This is a genomic window from Lacrimispora sp. (assembly GCF_031982545.1).
Lineage (GTDB): Bacteria > Bacillota > Clostridia > Lachnospirales > Lachnospiraceae > Lacrimispora.
The window spans coordinates 41291-63259 of the sequence record NZ_DALYXB010000019.1 but is presented as its reverse complement, the minus strand read 5'-3'; the positions used below and the strand labels follow the sequence as shown (position 1 = coordinate 63259).

The window sequence follows — 21969 nt, the reverse complement described above, 5'->3', positions numbered from 1 at the left end:
CTTCTGTCTATTGGTATTAAACGCTATAGAATCTCTTATTTACTTCCAGGGACCAGTGTAAATTCAAATGTAAATTCTTCTTCCACAAACATATATTCTTTCCGAAGTTCCGGCCCGCAGCTTTCTGATCCGATTCCGTTCTGTCTGTAGTCCACACAGAATTCTGTGTAACCGGAAGGAGTCAGTTCATAATTATGGGCTTTCTCTGTCAGTTCCTCCTGGGTATATTCGGAAGCGTGGAAAGAGAAGGTTTTATCTGCTGCAACAGAAAGTGACAAGTTGCCTCCCTCTACGGTAACAAAGTCACAATCACTTCTGCTGCCGTTCTCCTGAGGTCTTAAATAGTCCTCATGCATCTCTTTTACGCTGGAAGAGAACAGACCATGATAGCTGGCATTGTTCTTATCAATATAGTTTTCAACAGGACCAAGACCAAAATAGGTTATCTGACCCATCTGCTTGGGAAGGAACAGTCTGAGACCAAATCGCGGAAGTTCGGGGAACTCCACATCTCTTTTTACATCCATTCTTCCGTTTAAGGCGCCGTCTGCACCAATGGTCCAGACCGCATCAATCATAAGAATCCGCTGAATTGGTGCTGCTACCATTGACATCTCAGTGGATATTACAAGACTGCCATCTTTTTCTTCCCATCTGGTTTCATATCCTCTGGAAGATGCACGGTGATAGTGAGCCTCTTTCCATTTACCCTTAATATCACTGTCATTATCCGTAGGTGCTCTCCAGATATTGATTTCCATGGGACGCTCCAGAATGGAATGATTTTCAAAATTCATATCCTGAAATGTTCCAGTTAATTTGCTGTAGGTGTAGAAAAAGCTTTTTCCGCTAACACGGATATAACGATCATCTTCACAAACCTCAAATCCACCCTTTTCTACTTTTTTCTTTAAAAGTTCAGCTGCTGTCTGGTTTCTCATATCTGCATTTTCCAAACGTACCTCATCAAAACCAAGAAGACTTCCAGCTTTTACAAGAGCATTGCTTTCTTTCAGATAATAGCTTATTTTCAAGTAGCACTTACCAGCTGCCGGAACGTCAAAGTTCAGGGAAAGTCTGCACTCCTGCTGCGGCATAAGTTCAGGCATGCCGGCTTCTCCAACCATTCCGTTTGCTATTACCTCTCCGTCACAGCTCACCTCATAACCAATGCATCCATACTCTTTAAAGTTAGTAAAGTGAAGGTAATTATGAAGAGTCAGTTCTTTTTTCTTCTGATCATAAGAAATAACCCGAACCGGACGATTTACATTCTTAAATTCCATAAGACCTGTATGAGGTCTTCTGTCCGGATAGACAAGCCCATCCATACAGAAATTACCGTCATGAGGATATTCCCCATGATCTCCTCCATAAAGATACATGGGCTTACCGTCAATGGTTCTTCCCTGATAAATCGCATGGTCACACCATTCCCATACAAAACCGCCGCATACCCGGTCGTACTGTTCAAACACCTGGAAGTATCCCTCTAAATCTCCAGGTCCATTTCCCATGGCATGGCTGTATTCACAGAGAATAAATGGCTTTGCTGTTTCCCGCTTTGTATATTCGATAATTTCATCCAGACTGGGATACATACGGCTGAACAAATCAATATTGGTGAAATCATAGGTTTTATCTACAGCAATGTATCTGGCACCCTCATAGTGGGTAAGTCTGGTTGGATCATAAGACTTTGTCCAGGAAAGTGCTGCTTCAAAGGTGCATCCATAAGCACATTCATTTCCCATAGACCAGATCACTACGCAGGGACGGTTCTTATCCCGTTCAACCAAAAGCTTGGTTCTGTCAACGGTCGCTTCTGTGAATTCAGGATTGTCTGCGATAGCGCGGTTCCAACGGTCTCTCCAAACTTCAGTGGTGCGGTTTGCCATATAGATATAGCCGGTTCCATGGCTCTCATTATCTGCTTCATCAATGACATAAAATCCGTATTCATCACAAAGCTGATAGAACTGGGGCGCATTGGGATAATGGCTTGTACGGATAGCATTCACATTATGCTCTTTCATCAGGCGTAAATCACGCTTCATCTGATCCAGGCTGATTGTAAATCCGGTAACAGGATCACTGTCGTGGCGGTTTACACCATGAAACTTGATTTTTTCTCCATTTAGGTATACCACACCATCACGAATGGCGATTTCCCTGATTCCAAGACGGTCAACGATTACTTCCTGGCCAGTTTGAAACATAACCGTATAAAGATAAGGTTTTTCTGCATTCCAGAGCACTGGACTTTCTATCTCAAACTCTATCTTACCATCAACAGGATATCCCTCTTTACTGGCTACCGTATTCCCATCTTTGTCAGTTACAGTTACTTTTACCGGAATCTCTTTTCCGCTAAATGTGATTGCTGCCTGGACATGTGCCTGGTTGTTTCCAATCGTGGTAGTCAGAAAATAATCAAAAATACCCTCTTCTGGCCTCTTTAACAGATATACGTCTCTGAAAATACCGGTCATACGGAATTTATCCTGATCTTCCAGATAGCTTCCGTCACACCATTTTAAAACGAGAACAGAAAGAGTATTGTCTCCCTCCCGGATCACTCCCGTTACATCAAACTCACTGGTTCCGTGAGAAACCTGACTGTATCCCACGTAACTGCCGTTTAACCATACGTAGAAGCAGGAATCCACTCCCTCAAAGTTTAAGTAAGCTCTGGGTGCCTCATCCTCTCTCTTATAGACAAAATGATGGACATAGGCGCCGCATGGATTCTCAGCCGGAACATAAGGAGGATCCATGGGGAACGGATACCGAGTGTTGGTATACTGGTGCTTATCATAGCCGTAATTCTGAAAGCAGCCAGGTACCGGAATTTCATCAAAACGGGAGGTGTCATAGCCTTCCAGGAAAAATTCTTCTTTTACATCATATATGCTGTCATAATAGCGGAACTTCCAGTTACCGTTTAACAAAAAGAACCGGTCAGATTTCTCCCTCTCCTGTGTTAAATCAAACTGGGGCTTGGAAGCCGGAATATAATAAGCTCTGTGTGGCATGGTATTTTCATGAAGCAAATGCAGATTTTCATAATGTCTGGGTACGATCATAGTCGACTCCTCCTTCTTTTCCTACCTATTATTATAAGATAACAAATCAAAAAATCCATATCTTTGATTGGACAAAACATGCACAAAATGATAGCGCTGATTTTGTTTTCTTCTGTAATTTTTTGACTTAAACCTAGGTTTTAATGCAGGTAAATAATCTTAGAGTAAAAATATCCATGCCCTTATTTTTTACTAAGTCTTCTTTTGTACTTATTTGGGACTACCATTTTCACAACTCCCCTTATAATCTTACTGTTCTAGAGAAAACAAAAGAGCCCTAAGGCTCCAGTCTAATAATAATTTTACATCTATTTCAATATCATAAAAGTCTATTTCTTTAAAAACACCTGCCTTTATAGCTTTTTTTAATTCGGAAAGCCTATATTTATAAACTAATGAACGGTTCATTATCGGCTTTTTTTCTTTTTGACTTTAAGGTAAAAAGTTTCAGTGTATTTTTCTATCGCTATTATTTCGCTAATTATCTTTAAGAATTCTTTACGCTTTAATTTTATAATTATTTTTTTTTAATAATATTTATTAGGTCGTAAGCAATTACCGTATGTGTCGATGTTCTTATAGTTTTCCATTTTTTTAATTCTTCAAAATTTGAAATATTATTAAAATCATCTAAGAACATATCTTTAATATCACAATTCTTAACATTCAATATATTTGCCATACGCATACATATTTTATGCGAGAATCTTGTTATCTCAAGCAACTTAAGCACCTTATTATCGTTTATGAATGATAGCTGCATAAACACCGCATAAATCCCAACCGCGAATATTGATTCTATAATTGATTTAACGATCATTCCTCCTAACAATGATAGGATAACTTAGGTTAGCAAAAATACTGTTAAAAATTGCCCCATTTTATCGCCCTGTATTTTAAGTAGAATTAGTTTAGATATTAACATTATTTCCCCCTTATTTTTATTCATATGCTACTACATTACTACTTTATTGGCAACATAAAAACAGTTGGTCTCAGCTGAGTTGTTAACACAAAAGTAGAATATAAGAAATGAATCAACCACCGGGCTGTTACACTCGGCAAAAATCGTTTATTATAACAAGTGTTCAATATGATATCAAAAGAATTGGCCTATTATACAAAGATAGGATAAGATAATACTGCTAATTTTGTTTTTTCTTGTAAAGTGGTAGTTTTTGGCTTAAAATCTAGGCTTTGCAGAATTTTGATATCACCGGCTTTTACCTCTTAAATATATTCAAAGCCATGCCTCATGCAGTCAAAATGCAGTCAGAAAATGATATAATCTTTTATACAGTAAGGCGGGCCCGAATACCGGATACCCGCCTTTAATCAAACTATTCTCTTACTCTTACATATACGCGGCCAATGATATTACCTTCTGCATCTTTAGCACTAATTAAAACCAATCCTTTGCTCAGTGCTGTAACTTTTCCTTTGCTGGTTACATTGGCAATTGATGAATCCATAGGTGCCCATGTGATATTTGCAGTGTTAGTAAAATCATCTGCTGTTAATCTCGCCGTTTCTCCAATTTTAAGATCAATGGCAAGCCTGTAATCGTCTGCATTCTCTACTACTAATACATTTATGTAGTCCGTATAGGATCCGTCCGCACTCTTTACTGTTATGACTGTATTACCGGGTGCCAGAGCTGTCACAATGCCTTTCTCATTTACTGTGGCAACTGTTGGCTCTGAAGATGACCAGGACATTTGTGTATTAATATTCAAATCATCATCTATACTTAATCGAAGCGCCTCTGATACCTCTAAAACTACTTTTAATTTAGCTTCGATTGTTGGAGGTGTTTGAGATACCTCTGGAGTAGCCGAGGCCTCGTTTGAATTTGTTATCTCTGTACCATTATTATCGGCGGATACAATATAATAATACATAGTTCCATTTGTTACATTAGTATCTGCATAGAAAAGTTCAGTTAAATTGGTCGCAATAGATGTGTATGGTCCTCCTGCAGTTGTAGCACGCTTAATGGTATAGCTTGTGGATTTTATAACTGCGTCCCATGATAAATCTATTTTGGAATTTTTTCCATTTGCCTTCAGACTTAATAAATTACTTTCTTTAACATTTATTGCTGAGTCAAAAAATTGTAAATTGTCTAAATCTGCTTTTATTAAATAAATATCTGTATACCCTCCAAACATACCGTTAAAACTTGCCGGGGATATTCCGACAAATATATAATTATCATTACTAATATCATGCTTATCAGTTGTTGTAGCCGTTGTCTGTGCTACTGGAGTTGTCATATCATCAACGTATAATTTGACTGAATTATTATTTGTTGTTCCATCCCATGTGTATAAGATATCATGCCACTCTCCATCACATATGCTATCTGGACTCTGTAATTCAAAATTAATCGATGTATTCTTTTCTATAATCCAGAGACTACCTGGTTTAGACGCTTCTAGCTCACTATTTATATTTAATGCATTATTTCCAATACCCATATAAATCGTATATCCATCCTTACCCTTATATGCTAATAAAATTGGTTCAGATTTTCCAGTGACGGTAGAGGCATTTTTTCTGAATTGGAATCTAATTGACCTCGCGCCTACAGGTAAAGCTTTAGATGGAATACCAAGGTAATCCCTGTTTTCAAAATGCTTTGCTTGACCTATTCCATTATAGCCAGTAACAGGAGAACTGCTAACATGATTAACACCACCTGCTGCATCTTTACCTATAAAAGAATCGTAAACAATAGTATTACTATCATATTCGAAATTGTATTCGTGAACAGGTTTAACTTCATCTGCAAATGCAGTAACCTGCCCTAGAAACAATACACAAAGCATAAAATAAAAACTTGATACCAATCCTTTGAATGCTCTCTTACTCATACATATACCTCCAAATTTTATCTTTTGTAATTGTTGTTTTAACATTCTAAATCAATAAATAAAGTGCAGAAAAGAAAGCCATCTGAATGTAACAAATGACTTGTAAATTTTTAATATAATCGATTATAGTATTCTGGGATTTCAGCACTTGATTTATGTTTTAGAATGCATTTATATTATCATCTTGTATCAATACGGGCAATCGGTAACCTTACCAAACAAATTTAGCACTATTTTACTAATCCCGGATATTGCAGCGCCCCATCATGATTTGGCGTGAGCGTCACCGGCTCCGTTATCATTTTACCGTCAGCATCTATGGCATAGATCTTTTCGGAGTTTTCGACCAGCTGAGACTTACACATCGAGCCATCTGGTCCCAAATAATACTATGCGTTATTATACTGGTACCAGGTATTAGTAACCATGATCCCGGTAGCATTAAACCAGTACCACTTTCCATTGACCTGCAGCCGTGGGTGACACAATGTTATATCTCTCATATATTTTCCTCCAATCGAAAAAGGACCCAGGATAATCCCAGGTCCATAAAGTTATGACATCGCAACCGTTGCAACGGTCGCAACAGCTTATTCTTTTAATTCTGGCAGTCCTGCTATGCAGATGTGGAAATCGATAAACTGGAAGCTTACTATGATGCAGTCAAAATGCAGTCAAACAATAAAATCATACCCTTCAAACGTGCATAAATAAAGGGTTTTGTCGCATTAGACAAAGCATGGATAAAATGATACAATAACAGGTAATTACATAAGCTTTTCGCTGTTTTAAATCTTATTCGTGTATGGAGGAAATGAATGTGAAAAAAAGTTTTATAATTATAGGAATGTGCTTACTATTATCAGGATGTTCAAAAGCAACCGCGCAGAAAGAAACCCAAACCGTTACAGCAGAAAGTGTCACTGAGGTATCTTCAACAGAAGATTCCGAAGATTTACCAAATTTAGATTATCTCAAAAAAAAGCTGAACGACTGTGTGGCTATTCTTGGAATCTCGGAAGTTACAGATGCTTACTATGATAACGTTGAAAAAATAGATTCCGATACCATCTTTTTAGATGTTATATTAACAACGGATCTATATAAACTAAAATGTACCTGTTCTTACTTAGGCCTTACTGATCACTGGGCCATTCTCTATGTGGAAAACAATGAAAATAATCACACTTACTATATTTCACCCGGACATGAAGAAACGGTAGACCTTTATGATTACGCAACCGATACCCTGATTTCGAAGAAGAAAGATAATCCAGAAACGAAAGATCCCATGGCTGATTTTAATGAAAGCCTGGAAAGTATTAATGCAGATTTAGATTCCAAATTAAATAGTATTGCTGACGAGTACAACATAAGACAATAAAAATCGACCTCTTTCAGGCTGTCAGAAAAAAGGTGAAAGGAGCTTCCCTTCATGTATACAAACACAGGTTATATGAATTTGACAGAAGAAGAACTGGAAAATAGAAAAGTCCCATTAAGAGTCAACAGCTGCGGAGTCTACCGTCTGGTTTCTCTTCCAGTTATGTCAACCTTTCGTCCTCTTGGCCGGTCAGATTATCAACTGCTTTATATCGCAGCCGGAAAGGCCTTTTTTACCTTTGACGGATCTGTGACTGAAGTCTCAGAAGGCAGCATGGTTTTGTATCCCCCTCATACCCCCCAGCAATATGCTTATTATATAAACCATAAGCCGGAGGTTTACTGGCTACACTTTACCGGCAGTGAGTCTGGTACTCTGACAGAAGAAGCCGGATTTAATGAAAGCCCAATTCTGTATACCGGAATATCTTCCAAATATCAGGAACTGTTCCTTGCAGTAATCCGGGAAATCCAGCTTACCCGACCCTCCTTTGACGAGCTGTCTGCCCTTTATTTAAAGCAGATTTTTCTCCTACTGAAACGGATCAGAAAAGAAGGCGGCTTCAAAAAAACGGAAATACAAAAAGAAATGGAAAAAGCAGTCCGATATTTTCACGAAAATCTGGCGAGCAACATCGAGATTGAAGCGTATGCAAGACAGCTTCACATGAGCACCTGCTGGTTTATCCGAAGTTTCAAGGAATATTCCGGAATGCCTCCCGGAAGGTATCTAACCGATATCCGGATCAGGAAAGCCAAGGAACTCTTGGAAAGTACAGATTACAGCATCGGTGAAATAGGTGGAATCATCGGTTATGAAAACCCCCTCTATTTCAGCCGTATATTTAAAAAAACTGCCGGAGTCTCTCCGGCTGAATACAGAAAGGCGGCAAGGTGAGTGTATCCCCTGCCGCCTTTCATCTACCGTTCAATGACACTATAGGTCTGCCGATATTCCTTTGCTGTCATTCCCATATATTTTTTAAATATCCTTCTGAAATAATCCACGTCTTCATATCCGCACCGGTAAGCAATCTCACTTCCCGTGAGACTGGTCTCAATCAGCATTCTGCATGCTTTATTAAGCCGGGCTTCATGGATTCCTTCCGTCAGAGTCTTTCCATAAACTGCATGGTATGTCCGCCCTAAATAATCCGGACTGCATTCCAGCTTTTCCGCCAATATGGAGGCGGATAACGGTTCTTTTATATGATTTTTAATATACTGTCCTGCCTGATTGGCCAGAAGCACTTTTTGTCCGTTTATTTCCATGGGAGAAAGAGAATCACTCAGCTCGCAAAGCAGTTCTAACAAAACCAGATTTAAAATGGTTCTGTCCTCCCTGCATACATTCTGCCTCTTAATAAACCGGCGAAACAGTTCCTCAAACTGCTGGGGCTTTCCGATCCGTATGAGCTGGGGAAGGGACATAATATCTGTTCCCGTCTCTTCTGCCTTCTTTTCCAGATGAAAATGAAGCCAGTAGAAATTTAAGTCCTTACCAAATTCCCTGGTTCCCCAATGATGTCTGCCAGGAAATAAAATCAGGGCTTCCCCCTCTTCCACTTCATATTCCACATCTTCTTCCGCAATTCCAAGCACACCGGAATTGACATAGATGATTTCAAAGGAATCCATGACACGGTCTGCGTGCCGTCCCTTTCCCTCTGTAACCAGATATCCTGCATTTAATGCCCTTACTGGAAGAACTGCCTTTAGATGTAAGTAATGTTCCATGTGTCGCCCCCCTCTGTCGTCTTCAAGTCGGAATCATCCAGTTTTTCTCTTCTTTTTCCTCTTGTATCCTTTGACTCAAACTGGCAATATAGAGAAAGTATTTTTATTTCTATAAAGAGGATAGCAGATCTACGAATAAAAGAAAAGGGGAACACGGCAGATTTGCCGTTTATATATAATGGTTACAGACTTGATAAGAAAAAAAACGGCGTTTTCCAGCAAGGAAACAACGCCTATGACAGCTACAGATTTTTCAAAAGGACGAAACCTTTTTATTGCAGAAGGATGCTGCGCTAATGGTATCGTTACACTCACCACAGGTGCATTTCTCTCCGGATACGCCAGTTCACTGGGAGCGGAAGACTCTTTAAACGGCATCATTGGTTCCATTCCAATCCTTTTATGCAGCCTTCAGATGTTTTCTTCCATTCTTTTAGAAAGCCTCATGAGAAGAAAAGGATTGATCGTAGGTTTTTCCTTTGTCCACAGGCTGCTGCTTTCACTGATGTTTTTTCTGCCGTTATTTATCACACAACCGGTCATTCGCCTGACAGCAGTGGTCATTCTCTATGGAATCGCCCACTTCTTTGGTGCATCTATCGGTACCGGAACCGGAAACTGGATACTCCAGCTGGTTCCCCAGAATATCAGGGGAGATTATCTTGGCAAAAAAGATTCCTTTGCCTTTGCTTTCTCCACTGTTTTAAGCCTTATTATGGGCAGAGTCATGGACTGGTTTCGAAACAATGCCATGGAACAGACCGGCTTTCTGGTAGTAGGGGTCACCGTGCTTCTTGTTGCATGTACAGACTTCTGGTGCCTGCTATCCATAAAAGAACCGGAAAGTACTCCCCATAAACAGAAACTAAAGGATGTTCTTCTGGCTCCAATCGCTGACATAAAATACCGGAAGGTTATGATCACCTATGTATTCTGGAACCTGGCGCTGCAGATTGCAGGTCCTTTTTTCAGTGTATACATGGTTACCGGACTGAAGATGGATTATACTTATATCACATTCCTTGGACTGATTTCATCCACCGTCCGGATTCTGGCTGCCTGGCTTTGGGGGAAACTGGCTGATGCCACCTCCTGGCTTCTTGCCGGCAGACTCTCCATGGGACTGCTTGGACTTATCCATATCAGCTGGCTCTTCATGACACCGGATACCTGCTATACCCTCCAGCCAGTCTTACAGGCCTTATCCGGAGCTGCATGGGGCGGAATTGCAATTTCCGTATTTAATCTGCAGTATCATTATGCACCGGAAGATAAACGGGTTTTATACGTCAGTGCCAATTCATCCTATGCGGGGCTCTGCGGCTTCTTATCCACCCTCTTAGGCGCCAGTTTACTGACCATACTCCCATCCTTTAAAATAGGAAACCTGCCAGTCAGCGGTATGCAGATTCTCTTCCTGCTGTCCGGTTCCTTAATACTGGGCTGTGTTCTTTATATGGGAAAACTGAAGAAATACTAACCGGTTACTGATTCTTTCTCCGGTCTTTGCAGGATTCCCGGATGACAAGCACCGGCTTTAATACCCGTTCCACCCGGCTATCTTCGTCTGGAATTCCATGAATCTTTTCCAAAAGCAGTTCAGCCGCCATTGCGCCCAGCCGTTCCTGGGGGTGTGCAATGGTGGTCAGCTTTACCATTCCATTTTCTGCTATGAAAGAATTGTCATACCCAGTGACAGATATCTCTTCCGGGACAGAAATCCCTTCTTTCTGTATGGTCTTAATGACCTCAAAGGCAATCTGATCGTTGTAGCAGACAATCCCGTCAACAGACACCTTCTCCTCCAGCATAATCTTTAAAGCCTCAGAAGGCTTGGCCGACCGGTCCTCTGTATGATACCAGATCACCATATCCGGATCATAGGAAAACCCGCTCTCCTGAAGGGCTTTTACAAAGCCTTTGTGCCTGTCCCTTCCCTGGCTGTCATCCGCCTTAAAAATCCCCAGTATATGTTCATGCCCCAGATCAAGGAGATACTTTGTCACCAGATATCCACCCATACAGTCATCAAGCCTGATATGGGGTTTGCTTTTCATCTGGGCATAGTAGCCCTGTATAAACACATAAGGTATTTTGTAAAAATCCAGCTTGTCATACAGTCCTCTGTGCCCGCAGAGAATCTCGCTTTTACTTGGTTCAATAATGAGCCCGTCCACGTCTTTTTCCAGGATTTCTTCTAAACATCTGCTTTCTTTTAATCTGCTGTTTCCTGTATTTTTAATAATAATACTGTAACCATTCTCCGTCAGCACCTGATCGATTCCCTGAATCAGCCGCGGGAAAATATAGTCGGACAAATAGGTAGTAATCACCGCTATATTGCCCGACCCTTTTTTCCTTCCCGCTTTTCTGGACACGAAGGTACCTCTTCCATGCTCCGCTTCAATGTAGCCTTCCTGCTCCAGTATGGACAGGGCTTTTCTCACCGTATGACGGCTGATATGGTAAACTTCCGAAAGCTGATTCTCCGAAGGAAGCCGGTCTCCCGGCTTCTTCTCTCCGGATATAATCTCTTTTTTCAGTTCTTCCATTAATACGTAATACTTTGTTTTTCCACTGTCCGACACTGTAAGGACTCCTTGTTATTTTTTCTGCCCATAATAGGCATCCGGTCCGTGCTTTCTCATAAAATGCTTATCCTGCAAGGACTGGGGTGCTGGCTTTACTGCTGTATTTAACAGCTCTGTCATCAAATTCATTTTTGCAATTTCTTCTAATACGACCGCATTGTGAACTGCATTGGCCGCATCAGTTCCCCAGGTAAAAGGACCATGGTTTTTGCACAATACCGCCGGAACATGCATAGGATCAAGCCCCTCAAAGGTTTCTATAATCACAGTTCCTGTATTTTTCTCATAGCCTTCATCAATCTCTTCCTGAGTTAAGTTTCTTGCACACGGAATCTCTCCATAAAAATAATCTGCATGGGTCGTGCCATAGCAGGGCAGCGCTCTTCCTGCCTGAGCCCAGGAGGTCGCCATAGGGGAGTGGGTATGTACAATTCCGCCGATCTTTTCAAATGCCCGGTACAGTTCCAAATGGGTGGCTGTATCCGAAGAGGGATTTAATTCTCCCTCCACCTGATTGCCGTCTAAATCCATAACCACCATATCCTCCGGTTTCAGCTTATCATAATCCACTCCACTGGGTTTAATGACAAACAATCCCTTTTCCCGGTCAATGCCACTGACATTTCCCCAGGTGTAGGTAATCAGCCCTCTCCGGGGCAATTCCATATTTGCTTCATACACACTTAATTTCAGTTCTTCCAGCATCCTATCGCCTTTATCCTTTCCCTATATGTATAAGCTGTCCACAGCCGCCCGTTCGATGGCAAGACCCTTTTTATACCGTTCCATAAATGTCTGGAATCCTGTTACATCTTCCGGATCCGGCTCCATGGTTTCACCTGCCATATTCTTAAATACCCGGTCAGATAAGTAATGATCCAGAGACTCACCTTCCTTCTTGCGAAGCAGGTAGGATGCAAGCAGGGCTGCTCCCCAGGCTCCTCCTTCTCCAGCCGTCTCCATGACAGAAACGGGAACTCCCACAGCTGCAGCCATAATTCTCTGCCCCGTTTCTCTGGTCTTAAACAGGCCGCCGTGTCCCAGAAGCACATCCAGCTTCACACCTTCTTTAAACAGAATCTCCATGCCCATATTTAAGGCTCCCAAAGCCGTATAAAGATGAACTCTCATGAAGTTTGCCAGGTCAAACCTGCTGTTTGGAGTTCGGACAAATAATGGTCTTCCTTCTTCAAAATGAGTGATATGTTCTCCGGATAAATAACCGTAGGACAAAAGTCCGCCGCCATCTTTATCACCCTCTAACGCTTTTTTATAAAGGGCGGTAAAAAGTTCATTTTTATCCGGCTTCATACCCATGGTATTGGCAAACTCTTCGAACAAAGCTACCCATGCATTTAAGTCAGAAGTGCAGTTATTGCAGTGTACCATGGCAACAGCGTCTCCTGCCGGTGTGGTAACCAGATCAAGCTCTTCATAAACTTTGGAAAGCTCCTTTTCCAGCACTACCATGGCAAAAACACTGGTACCTGCCGATACGTTACCGGTTCTCTTTGCAACAGAGTTGGTGGCAGTCATACCGGTCCCTGCATCACCTTCCGGCGGGCAGAGTGGGATTCCGGGTTTTAAATTACCGCTTTCATCCAGCAGAGCCGCTCCCGTAGCAGTCAGTGTACCAGCAGCTTCTCCTGCAGTCAGAACTTCAGGCATGATATCCCTTAATTTCCATGGCAGATTCCGGTCAGAGACAAGTTCATCAAACTGGCTGATCATCCGTTCATTAAAATCCTTTGTCTCACTGTCTACAGGAAACATTCCGGCACAGTCACCAATGCCCAGGACTCTCTTCCCTGTCAGCTTCCAGTGAACATATCCTTCCAGAGTAATCAGATAATTGATTTCAGAAACATGGCTCTCGCCATTTAAAATAGCCTGATATAAATGAGCTATGCTCCATCTTTGAGGAATGTGGAACGAAAACAGCTCCGTCAGTTTTCCAGCTGCCTCTTCCGTCATGGTATTTCTCCAGGTCCGAAATGGAACCAGTAACTCTTCCTTCTCGTCAAATGCCATATATCCATGCATCATGGCAGAAAATCCAATGGCTCCAATGGTAGTAATCGTTACCCCATACTTCTCCTTTACTTCCTCTGCCATCTTCCTGTAGCTTTCCTTAACACCTTCCCATATATCATCAATACCATAGGTCCAGATTCCGTTTTCATAACGGTTTTCCCAGTCATGACCGCCGGAAGCGATGGGATTATGATTTTCATCTACCAGAACTGCCTTGATTCTGGTGGATCCCAGTTCGATTCCCAGTGCGGTATTTCCTTCCCGGATTGCTGCTATTAATTTTTCTTTATCCATAGAAACCCCCTCAAACTTTCTATTAGTATCAGCGATATGCCACCGAATTCCATCTCAGTTCATTCTTAAAATCACGGATGTTTGTATTTTCATCAATATAAACAGCCTCAATTCCCATAGCTTCCGCCCAGTCACCCAGCTGTTTCGCTGTCAGATCATAGGTAAATGCTGTATGATGGGCTCCGCCTGCTAATATCCAGCATTCTGCACCAGTTATTAAGTCTGGCTCCGGAGTCCAGAATGCTGACGCCACGGGAAGCTTCGGCATAGGTTTTTCCACCTTTTTACAATTAACAGTATTAATAATAAGGCGGAAGCGGTTTCCAAGATCGATCAGGGAGGCAGCAACTCCTCTGCCCTCTTTTGCAGTGAATACAAGTCTTGCAGGGTCTTCTCTGTCACCCATTGACAATGGATTTACCTTGATGCCTGCTTTTCCTTCTGCAATAGACGGGCAGACCTCCAGCATATGAGCCTGAAGAATTCCTTCCTTGCCCGGAACCAGATTATAGGTATAATCCTCCATAAAAGAAGTTCCCTTTGCCTCCTTAGTCCCCTCTGTCATCAGCTTCATTAAGCGTACCATGGCTGCCGTTTTCCAGTCGCCTTCTCCGCCGAAGCCGTACCCTTTTTCCATCAGACGCTGGATTGCAAGTCCGGGAAGCTGCTTTAAGGATCCTAAATCACCGAAATGGGTAACGATTGCCTGATAGTTTTTTTCTTTCAAAAATGCTTCAAATCCAAGCTCAATCTGAGCCTGAACAGCCACATGTTTTTTAAACTCCTCAGGATCTCTTCCCTCCAGCAAAATATCATAGCGGTCATAATATTCTTCTATAAGTGCAGAAACGTCTCCCGCTTTCACATCTGAAACATAATCTGCAACTTCATTCACCGGATATGCATCGATCTCCCAGCCAAATTTCATCTGGGCCTCTACCTTATCTCCTTCCGTAACAGCTACGTTTCGCATATTGTCAGCGAAACGTACTACACGGATATGGCTGCTTTCTACAATTCCCACTGCAGTTCTCATCCAGGAAGCAATTCTTCTTTTCACCGAATCATCATCCCAGAAACCGGCAATTACCTCTCTTACCATTCCCATTCTGGTCACCATATGTCCGAATTCCCGGTCGCCGTGGGCTGACTGGTTCTCGTTCATGAAATCCATATCAATGGAATCATATGGGATTTCCTGGTTAAACTGGGTATGTAAATGAAGCAGGGGTTTTCTGTATTCCTGCAGGCCTAAGATCCAGGATTTTGCAGGGGAAAATGTGTGCATCCAGGTAATAACACCTGCGCAGTACTCATCATCATTTGCCTGACGGAACAAAGACCGTATGGAAGCATTGTCAATGAGCACCGGTTTTAAAACCACTTCATATGGCAGGAGGCCGGAGGCGTTAAGCCTTCCGGTTATAATTCCTGCATGTTCTGCTACATCTCTTAAGCAGGCTTCTCCGTAAAGGTCCTGAGAGCCTGTTGCAAACCAGAATTGATACGCTTTTTGTTTCATATGTATAACCCCCTCCTGTTTTATTTACCCAGACGAATTACGTTCCAGGATGCCTTGTGTAAGATGCTTGTTACAGTACCGCCATCTAAGGAAGACTGGCTGGTCTGCTTCGGTGCCACTTTTTCATTAAACGGTCCGTTCACTGCTAACAGATCATCACTTTCCAGTACGGTGTGCTCCAGAACACGGTATCCCTCAAAACATCTAACATCAATTGTCATTTCTGCATCATCTTTAATAGAACGGTTGACTGCAAAAATGGTTACTTCCTCTTTTTCCTCATTGTAAACAGAAACTGCCTCTACTGCTGTTACATCTACATGGGTTGCAGTGTCAAATTTCGGTGAGCTGATCACTGGTAAAAGAGCGGTTCCTCTTCCGTAAGCTGACGCATGCATAAATGGATAAAAGATTGTCTGCTTCCAGGCTGCGCCGCCGCCAGCTTCTGTCATAATCGGAGCAATTACATTCACTAACTGTGCCAGACATGCCATCTTCACCCTGTCAGCATGCTTTAACAAAGTGATTAACATCAGGCCTACTAAAAGTGCATCTTCAAAATTATAGATATCCTCTAACAGGGGCGGTGCAATCTGCCATGGGTGTTTTTCTGTTGTTTCGCTATCAGCTGCAGAGGAATGATACCATACATTCCACTCATCAAAGCTGATTTTAATATCCTTTTTGCCCCTCTTTTTCGCTTTCACATAATCGCAGGTAGCAATTACCGTACGGATAAACTGATCCATGTCGTCGGAACAGGCAAGGAAATCCTCACTGTCTCCGTTCCCATTTCCATAATACTGATGCATGGAAACATAATCCACGTGATCATAGGTATGCTGGAGGGTAACTGCCTCCCAATCCGGGAATGTAGGCATGGTGAGTGAGGAGCTTCCGCAGGAAACCAGCTCAATGGTAGGATCGATAATCTTCATGGCTCTTGCTGTCTCTTCGGCAAGGCGTCCATATTCCTCCATCGTCTTATGTCCCAGCTGCCACGGACCGTCCATTTCATTGCCCAGACACCATGTTTTAATATTATGAGGCTCCTTATATCCATGACTGATTCTTAAATCACTGTATTTGGTATTACCCGGGTGGTTGCAGTATTCCAAAATGTTACAGGCATCGGCAATCCCTCTTGTCCCCAGGTTTACTGCCATCATCACATCAGATCCTGCATTTCTTGCCCATTTGGTAAATTCATTTAATCCGACTTTATTCTCTTCAATGCTCTTCCATGCAAGTTCCAGTCTTCTCGGACGCTCACTGACCGGTCCCACACTGTCTTCCCAGTTAAAACTGGAAACGAAGTTTCCGCCTGGATACCGGATAATCGGAACATTTAACTCTTTTATCAATTCCTTTACGTCATTACGGAACCCATATTCATCTGCCGACGGATGCTCCGGACTATAAATACCGTCATATACTGCTCTTCCAAGATGTTCGATAAAAGAACCATAGATCCTTTCATCAACCTCTGATATACGAAATTCTTTGTCAATCACCATTTTTACTTTGTTACATGCCATTAGTAGTGTCCAACCTTTCTAAACGATAATTAGTTTTATTCTCCGAATACGCTTCGGTAATCATCCTGAAATTTTTTAATTCCCTGATCAGTTAAGGGATGTTTTGTCATCTGTTCCAGCACCGGATAAGGCACGGTAGCGATATCCGCACCGGCTTTTGCACAATCGGTCACATGGATGGGATTGCGTATGCTGGCCGCTATGATTTCAGTCTCAATCTCATGGATTGCAAATATCTCAGTGATCTCATTAATGAGATCAATTCCAGGCATTGAAATATCATCAAGTCTTCCTAAGAACGAAGATACGTAGGTAGCTCCTGCCCTTGCAGCCAAAAGAGCCTGGGCTGCAGAAAATACCAGGGTCACATTGGTCTTTATTCCTTCCCCTGTCAGCACTTTAACCGCTTTTAAGCCTTCTGCAGTCATGGGAATCTTAACAACCATATTGGGATGGATGGCTGCAATCTGCCGCCCCTCTTCAATCATCCCTTTTGCATCTGTCGTAGTCGCTTTCACTTCACCGCTGATGGGACCATCCACAATTGACGTAATCTCTTCTATCACCTGTTTAAAATCCCTTCCTTCTTTGGCAATCAAAGACGGATTGGTGGTAACACCGCAGATAATTCCCATCTCATTGGCTTTTCTAATTTCTTCAATGTTTGCCGTGTCTACAAAGAACCTCATTGATTTCTACCTCCTGATTTTTCCATGAGAGTGAACCAGTCATCCTCTTACTTACAATTTATAACTTGTACGCACCATTGCACAAGTTGTTTTTATATATTTTACCATATCGGCCCCTTTATTTCCAAATAATTCATTACCGTATCAGATGGTATATAGCACAAGAGATCGGGGTATTAATATATAAATCTATGTTTTTTCCACAATATCACGAATAAAGCACGGTAAAATGCACAATTTTATTTTTTAAATTTGTGAATGTTTGTTGACACTTTTGAAGAAAAATGGGGTATATTATTACATGTAACCCCCCCCAATACATTATATAGTTTTTGCTACACCCCATAAGAAACGAAATACCTTCTCCGAAAAAAGACCAGCTTCCCCAGCTGGTCTTTTTCATTTACTTCTTTCGTTTTATTTCTTTTTGTTTCTGCGTTCGTTTAAAATGCGCTCAAAGTCAGCCGCATCACCCTCTTCCAGAAGGCGGCGTCTTCGTTCCTCTCTTCGCACGGCAATTTCTTTAGACTCTTTTCTTTTCTTTTTCACTACAAACACAGTTCCGGCTGCTAACGCAAAAACCGCCGCAGCAATCCCAAGGGTTCCCATCACTCCAATTCCTTTTTGCGAGTTGTGATTTGTTTCCGCCTTTGTTTCCTCCTCATGCTTCCCGGAAGATTCTGTTACGGGTTTCTCACTTTGGGATTCCTCCTGTTCTTTTGCCAACAGATAGGCCTGTCCTACTGCTCTGTCATTATAAGTATAGCGGATGAGTGCCACTGCACCTTTTGGGCTGCCAGCTGGCAGATCCGTCACCAGTTCCTTATCAACCTCAGAGAATTCTGCTCCTTTTGGAACAGTGACTGCTGCGTTTTGCTCCAGTTCAAGATCGGAAGGCTGATAGCTTTTAGAACCTATGGATACAGGGGTATTCCCAGATGTATATTCCGTCTCATTCCCTGCCAGGGGCAGGTTTTCGAAATTGGTAAAACCAAATTCAAGGAGGTTCTTTCCATCAATAAAATACTGTCTTGGACTTCCCTTTAATATAACGGAAATTTCTCTTCTTCCATCTTTTTCTGCATATGTTACAAGGGTATTACCAGCTTTTATTAAATAACCGGTTTTTCCTGCTACAGCTGCAGGATAATAAAATTCACTGGACTGATCCGTGGTTTTTACCAGTCTGTGCTCATTATAAATAGTCAGACCCTCCGGATTATTGGCAGTAGGCGGAATCTTATGGCTGATAGCAGAACTGATCTCCACCAGTTTTTTATTATTATAAGCAGCACGTGCGATGAGTGCCATATCATAAGCAGTTACATGCTGGGTATCTCCATTTAAACCTGATGGGTTTTCAAAATGGCTCTCTGTACAGCCAAGCTCCACCAGTTTGTCATTCATCATCTTAACAAAATCTTCTCTGCTTCCTCCTACATGTTCCGCCAAAGCGTTGGCAGCCTGATTGCAGGAATGCAGAATAAGAGAATAGAGGCAGTCCTCCACTGACAGCGTATCTCCATTGGTCACATTCAGTTTATTTCCGCTTCCTTCTTCCACATTGTAAACAGAGTCTTTGGAAAATGTCACCATATCGGACAGATCACTGTTTTCCAGAACAATTAAAGCAGTCAGTATCTTTGTAATACTTGCCGGTGGATAAGCGGCGTGTATATTTTGTCCAAAGATAACGGTGCCTGTATCTGCATCAATTACAATTCCCGACTCTGCCTGGATGCCCGTATCAGACGGCCAATCCGGTTTTGCATAAACGGTCATAAGAAACAGCTGGCAAATCAGTACGCAGCTTAACAGTACTTTTATCCGACGTTTCACGTATCATCCTCCTGACATGAAATATGCCCTAAAGCCGCACCAGAATAAGTATACGGTTTTAGGGCACTATTTTACTTCGCGTAATCTGTAACTCTGGACTCCCGGATCACGTTAACCTTAATCTGTCCTGGATACTCTAAGGAATCTTCGATTTTCTTAGAAATATCACGGGCCAGGAGTACCATATCATCATCGTTAATCTGATCAGGAACTACCATAATCCGAACTTCGCGTCCTGCCTGAATGGCAAAGGACTTGTCCACTCCCTTAAAGGAGTTGGTGATATCTTCTAACTGTTTTAATCTGTTTGTATATGTTTCCAGAGTCTCTCTTCTGGCACCAGGTCTTGCTGCAGATATGGTATCTGCAGCCTGAACGATGCAGGCAATCAGACTCTGTGGTTCTACATCGCCATGATGTGATTCCACGGTGTTCAATACGATTGGGGATTCTTTGTATTTCTTACATAACTCCAGTCCCAGCTGAATATGAGAACCTTCCATCTCATGATCCACAGCTTTTCCAATATCATGTAATAAACCGGCACGTTTTGCCATACGGATATCAAGACCGATCTCTCCGGCTAACAGCCCGGATAACTGAGCGACCTCCATCGAATGCTTTAACGCATTCTGTCCATAGCTTGTTCTATATTTCAGTTTTCCAAGCAAACGTATGAGTTCCGGATGAAGCCCATGAATGCCCACTTCAAGAGCGGCAGCTTCTCCTTCCTCACGCATATTGGTCTCTACTTCTTTTTGCGCCTTCTCCACCATCTCCTCGATTCTGGCTGGGTGAATACGTCCATCCACAATGAGGCGTTCCAACGCGATTCTAGCTACTTCTCTACGAACCGGATCAAATCCGGATAAAACAACTGCCTCCGGGGTATCATCAATAATCAATTCCACACCCGTCAGGGTTTCTAACGTGCGGATGTTACGGCCTTCTCTTCCGATAATACGGCCCTTCATCTCGTCATTGGGAAGCTGAACAACAGAAACGGTTGTCTCTGCTACATGGTCTGCTGCACATCTTTGAATGGCAGTAACCACATATTCTTTTGCTTTCTTATCAGCTTCTTCTTTTGCTTTGTTTTCCAGTTCCTTAATTAATTTCGCAGTGTCATGTTTAACATCATCTTCAACAGATTTTAAAAGATATTCTTTTGCCTGTTCGGAGGTAAGTCCGGAAATTTTTTCCAGTTCCTGAATGCCTTTTTCATAAAGAGATTCCACTTCGGAATTTCTTTTACTCAGGGCTTCCTCTCGAGCAGCAAGACCTGCTTCTCGTTTTTCCATAGTCTCAGACTTCTTGTCCAAGTTTTCTTCCTTGCTTAATACTCGTCTTTCATAACGTTGAAGCTCAGCTCTTCTCTCCCTGGTTTCCTTTTCCAGTTCGTTCTTAGTCTTTAAAGACTCTTCTTTCGCCTCAAGGAGAGCTTCACGCTTCTTTGTCTCAGCGGTCTTTAATGCTTCATCTATTATTTCCCGGGATTTTTCTTCTGCAGAGCCAATTTTGCTTTCGTAAGTGTTCTTACGATACGCGGTCGCAGCAGACCAGGCAATAAAAGCAACTACTACTGATGCAATGATCGTAATCAATGCAGCCGTGAATACTGATACTGACACAGGAGCACCTCCTTATTTTATTTTCATTGTACAACAATACAACACTACAATTTTAAACTGTTTTATACATTATGTCAAGTATTTCACCTCTGTTTCCGGTATACTTATACACATTTTCACTATTGTCAGTCTTCGACAAAAATTTCGCCCAAAGCCCGGCTTACCGCTTCATAAGAAAAACCTTTTCTGCCCAGGGATGCCATCACTTTATTCTTCTCTCTGGCGTCCATTTGCTCTGGGTTTAAGCGCTTTTTCCTGATATAATCTCTGACTATGGCAGCCTCATCAACAGGCTGTTCCTTTAATATATCTCCAATGATTTCCTTGTCCAGACCTTTTCTCTTAAGTTCAAACTCAATCTGCCGTTCGCTCTTTTTTCTGGAATTAAATTCCACATACCTTTTCGCGTATTCCTGGTCATTGATAAAGCGGTGCTCCTTTAGAAAATAAATGGCATAATCAATGACCTCCTGGGGGTAAAACCCCTCTTTTAATTTTCTCCTCAGCTCCTGCTCTGTCTTATCGGAGGATTTTAAAAGAAACAAAACCCGTTCCCTGGCTCTCTTGTACAGAATCTCCTTCACGATCTCCTGATAAACCTCTTCCGAAATCTCGCTTCCTTCTTCTATGAAATATCGTTTTAATTCCCCTCTATAAAGAACAAGAGTAAAGTCATCATCAAGAATGACTTTACTCCTGCGTTTATCGACGGGCACTATCTCTGTTACTATCATATGCCCTCCAGTGTT

The 21969-nt window shown here is 42.0% G+C and carries 17 protein-coding genes; 3 read left to right on the top strand and 14 right to left on the bottom strand.

The annotated features are described in order from the left end of the window. Positions 1 to 35 precede the first annotated feature (35 nt). The 4 genes from ABS301_RS23885 to ABS301_RS23870 all read right to left on the bottom strand — a co-directional run bounded on the left by ABS301_RS23885 (position 36) and on the right by ABS301_RS23870 (position 6465). Positions 36 to 3086, bottom strand: coding sequence for a glycoside hydrolase family 2 TIM barrel-domain containing protein (locus ABS301_RS23885; protein ID WP_349674562.1), 3051 nt, complete (start codon positions 3084 to 3086; stop codon positions 36 to 38). 517 nt (positions 3087 to 3603) lie between these two features. After that, a complete protein-coding gene (locus tag ABS301_RS23880; protein WP_349674561.1) occupies positions 3604 to 3906 on the bottom strand; it encodes a hypothetical protein in 303 nt (100 codons plus the stop codon). A gap of 520 nt (positions 3907 to 4426) precedes the next feature. Continuing rightward, on the bottom strand, positions 4427 to 5962 hold the full coding sequence (locus ABS301_RS23875) for an Ig-like domain-containing protein (protein ID WP_349674560.1): 1536 nt from the start codon (positions 5960 to 5962) through the stop codon (positions 4427 to 4429). Between the two features lie 389 nt (positions 5963 to 6351). Beyond that, complete coding sequence (locus ABS301_RS23870) at positions 6352 to 6465, bottom strand: hypothetical protein (protein WP_349674559.1); 114 nt, start codon at positions 6463 to 6465, stop codon at positions 6352 to 6354. 317 nt (positions 6466 to 6782) lie between these two features. Between ABS301_RS23870 and ABS301_RS23865 the strand changes: the two genes are divergently transcribed. Continuing rightward, positions 6783 to 7346 (top strand): hypothetical protein, encoded by a 564-nt coding sequence (locus ABS301_RS23865; protein WP_349674558.1) that lies wholly within the window; start codon positions 6783 to 6785, stop codon positions 7344 to 7346. Positions 7347 to 7397: 51 nt separating this feature from the next. After that, the gene (locus ABS301_RS23860) at positions 7398 to 8243 is read left to right on the top strand and encodes a helix-turn-helix domain-containing protein (RefSeq protein WP_349674557.1); all 846 of its coding nucleotides are present in this window, start codon (positions 7398 to 7400) and stop codon (positions 8241 to 8243) included. Between the two features lie 23 nt (positions 8244 to 8266). On the opposite strand, the gene ABS301_RS23855 is transcribed toward ABS301_RS23860, so the two are convergent. Further along, positions 8267 to 9082: a helix-turn-helix transcriptional regulator gene (locus tag ABS301_RS23855; RefSeq protein ID WP_349674556.1), complete on the bottom strand. Its 816-nt coding sequence runs from the start codon at positions 9080 to 9082 to the stop codon at positions 8267 to 8269. Between the two features lie 235 nt (positions 9083 to 9317). Here ABS301_RS23855 and ABS301_RS23850 point away from each other — a divergent pair, with 235 nt between their 5' ends. Then, positions 9318 to 10562, top strand: coding sequence for an MFS transporter (locus ABS301_RS23850; protein ID WP_349674555.1), 1245 nt, complete (start codon positions 9318 to 9320; stop codon positions 10560 to 10562). A 4-nt stretch (positions 10563 to 10566) separates the two neighbouring features. Here the strand turns inward: ABS301_RS23850 and ABS301_RS23845 are convergent, their stop codons facing one another. The 9 genes from ABS301_RS23845 to ABS301_RS23805 all read right to left on the bottom strand — a co-directional run bounded on the left by ABS301_RS23845 (position 10567) and on the right by ABS301_RS23805 (position 21954). Continuing rightward, positions 10567 to 11634, bottom strand: coding sequence for a GntR family transcriptional regulator (locus tag ABS301_RS23845; protein WP_349674582.1), 1068 nt, complete (start codon positions 11632 to 11634; stop codon positions 10567 to 10569). Between the two features lie 51 nt (positions 11635 to 11685). Further along, entirely contained in the window at positions 11686 to 12378 is a 693-nt protein-coding gene (locus tag ABS301_RS23840; protein WP_349674554.1) for an L-ribulose-5-phosphate 4-epimerase, read from the bottom strand. A 21-nt stretch (positions 12379 to 12399) separates the two neighbouring features. After that, positions 12400 to 14001, bottom strand: coding sequence for a xylulokinase (locus tag ABS301_RS23835; protein ID WP_349674553.1), 1602 nt, complete (start codon positions 13999 to 14001; stop codon positions 12400 to 12402). A 28-nt stretch (positions 14002 to 14029) separates the two neighbouring features. Continuing rightward, positions 14030 to 15523 carry an L-arabinose isomerase gene (gene araA / locus ABS301_RS23830; RefSeq protein WP_349674552.1) on the bottom strand — a complete coding sequence of 498 codons (1494 nt, stop codon included), beginning with the start codon at positions 15521 to 15523 and terminating at the stop codon, positions 14030 to 14032. A 20-nt stretch (positions 15524 to 15543) separates the two neighbouring features. Next, positions 15544 to 17061 (bottom strand): arabinosylfuranosidase ArfA, encoded by a 1518-nt coding sequence (gene arfA / locus ABS301_RS23825; RefSeq protein ID WP_349674551.1) that lies wholly within the window; start codon positions 17059 to 17061, stop codon positions 15544 to 15546. A gap of 35 nt (positions 17062 to 17096) precedes the next feature. Beyond that, entirely contained in the window at positions 17097 to 17750 is a 654-nt protein-coding gene (gene fsa, locus ABS301_RS23820) for a fructose-6-phosphate aldolase (protein WP_349674550.1), read from the bottom strand. Between the two features lie 417 nt (positions 17751 to 18167). Further along, positions 18168 to 19589 (bottom strand): D-alanyl-D-alanine carboxypeptidase family protein, encoded by a 1422-nt coding sequence (locus ABS301_RS23815; protein ID WP_349674549.1) that lies wholly within the window; start codon positions 19587 to 19589, stop codon positions 18168 to 18170. Between the two features lie 71 nt (positions 19590 to 19660). Then, on the bottom strand, positions 19661 to 21220 hold the full coding sequence (rny, locus tag ABS301_RS23810) for a ribonuclease Y (RefSeq protein ID WP_349674548.1): 1560 nt from the start codon (positions 21218 to 21220) through the stop codon (positions 19661 to 19663). A 125-nt stretch (positions 21221 to 21345) separates the two neighbouring features. Next, the gene (locus ABS301_RS23805) at positions 21346 to 21954 is read right to left on the bottom strand and encodes a regulatory protein RecX (RefSeq protein ID WP_349674547.1); all 609 of its coding nucleotides are present in this window, start codon (positions 21952 to 21954) and stop codon (positions 21346 to 21348) included. Positions 21955 to 21969: the final 15 nt, after the last annotated feature.

Bases quoted from the DNA above. Each gene is read 5' to 3' on its own strand.
- ABS301_RS23860 (WP_349674557.1), top strand. From the start codon at position 7,398: ATGTATACAAACACAGGTTATATGAATTTGACAGAAGAAGAACTGGAA.
- ABS301_RS23885 (WP_349674562.1), bottom strand. From the start codon at position 3,086: ATGATCGTACCCAGACATTATGAAAATCTGCATTTGCTTCATGAAAAT.
- ABS301_RS23855 (WP_349674556.1), bottom strand. From the start codon at position 9,082: ATGGAACATTACTTACATCTAAAGGCAGTTCTTCCAGTAAGGGCATTA.
- arfA (WP_349674551.1), bottom strand. From the start codon at position 17,061: ATGGCATGTAACAAAGTAAAAATGGTGATTGACAAAGAATTTCGTATA.
- araA (WP_349674552.1), bottom strand. From the start codon at position 15,523: ATGAAACAAAAAGCGTATCAATTCTGGTTTGCAACAGGCTCTCAGGAC.
- ABS301_RS23845 (WP_349674582.1), bottom strand. From the start codon at position 11,634: ATGGAAGAACTGAAAAAAGAGATTATATCCGGAGAGAAGAAGCCGGGA.
- ABS301_RS23805 (WP_349674547.1), bottom strand. From the start codon at position 21,954: ATGATAGTAACAGAGATAGTGCCCGTCGATAAACGCAGGAGTAAAGTC.
- ABS301_RS23875 (WP_349674560.1), bottom strand. From the start codon at position 5,962: ATGAGTAAGAGAGCATTCAAAGGATTGGTATCAAGTTTTTATTTTATG.
- fsa (WP_349674550.1), bottom strand. From the start codon at position 17,750: ATGAGGTTCTTTGTAGACACGGCAAACATTGAAGAAATTAGAAAAGCC.
- ABS301_RS23840 (WP_349674554.1), bottom strand. From the start codon at position 12,378: ATGCTGGAAGAACTGAAATTAAGTGTGTATGAAGCAAATATGGAATTG.
- ABS301_RS23850 (WP_349674555.1), top strand. From the start codon at position 9,318: ATGACAGCTACAGATTTTTCAAAAGGACGAAACCTTTTTATTGCAGAA.
- ABS301_RS23880 (WP_349674561.1), bottom strand. From the start codon at position 3,906: ATGATCGTTAAATCAATTATAGAATCAATATTCGCGGTTGGGATTTAT.
- ABS301_RS23870 (WP_349674559.1), bottom strand. From the start codon at position 6,465: ATGAGAGATATAACATTGTGTCACCCACGGCTGCAGGTCAATGGAAAG.
- ABS301_RS23835 (WP_349674553.1), bottom strand. From the start codon at position 14,001: ATGGATAAAGAAAAATTAATAGCAGCAATCCGGGAAGGAAATACCGCA.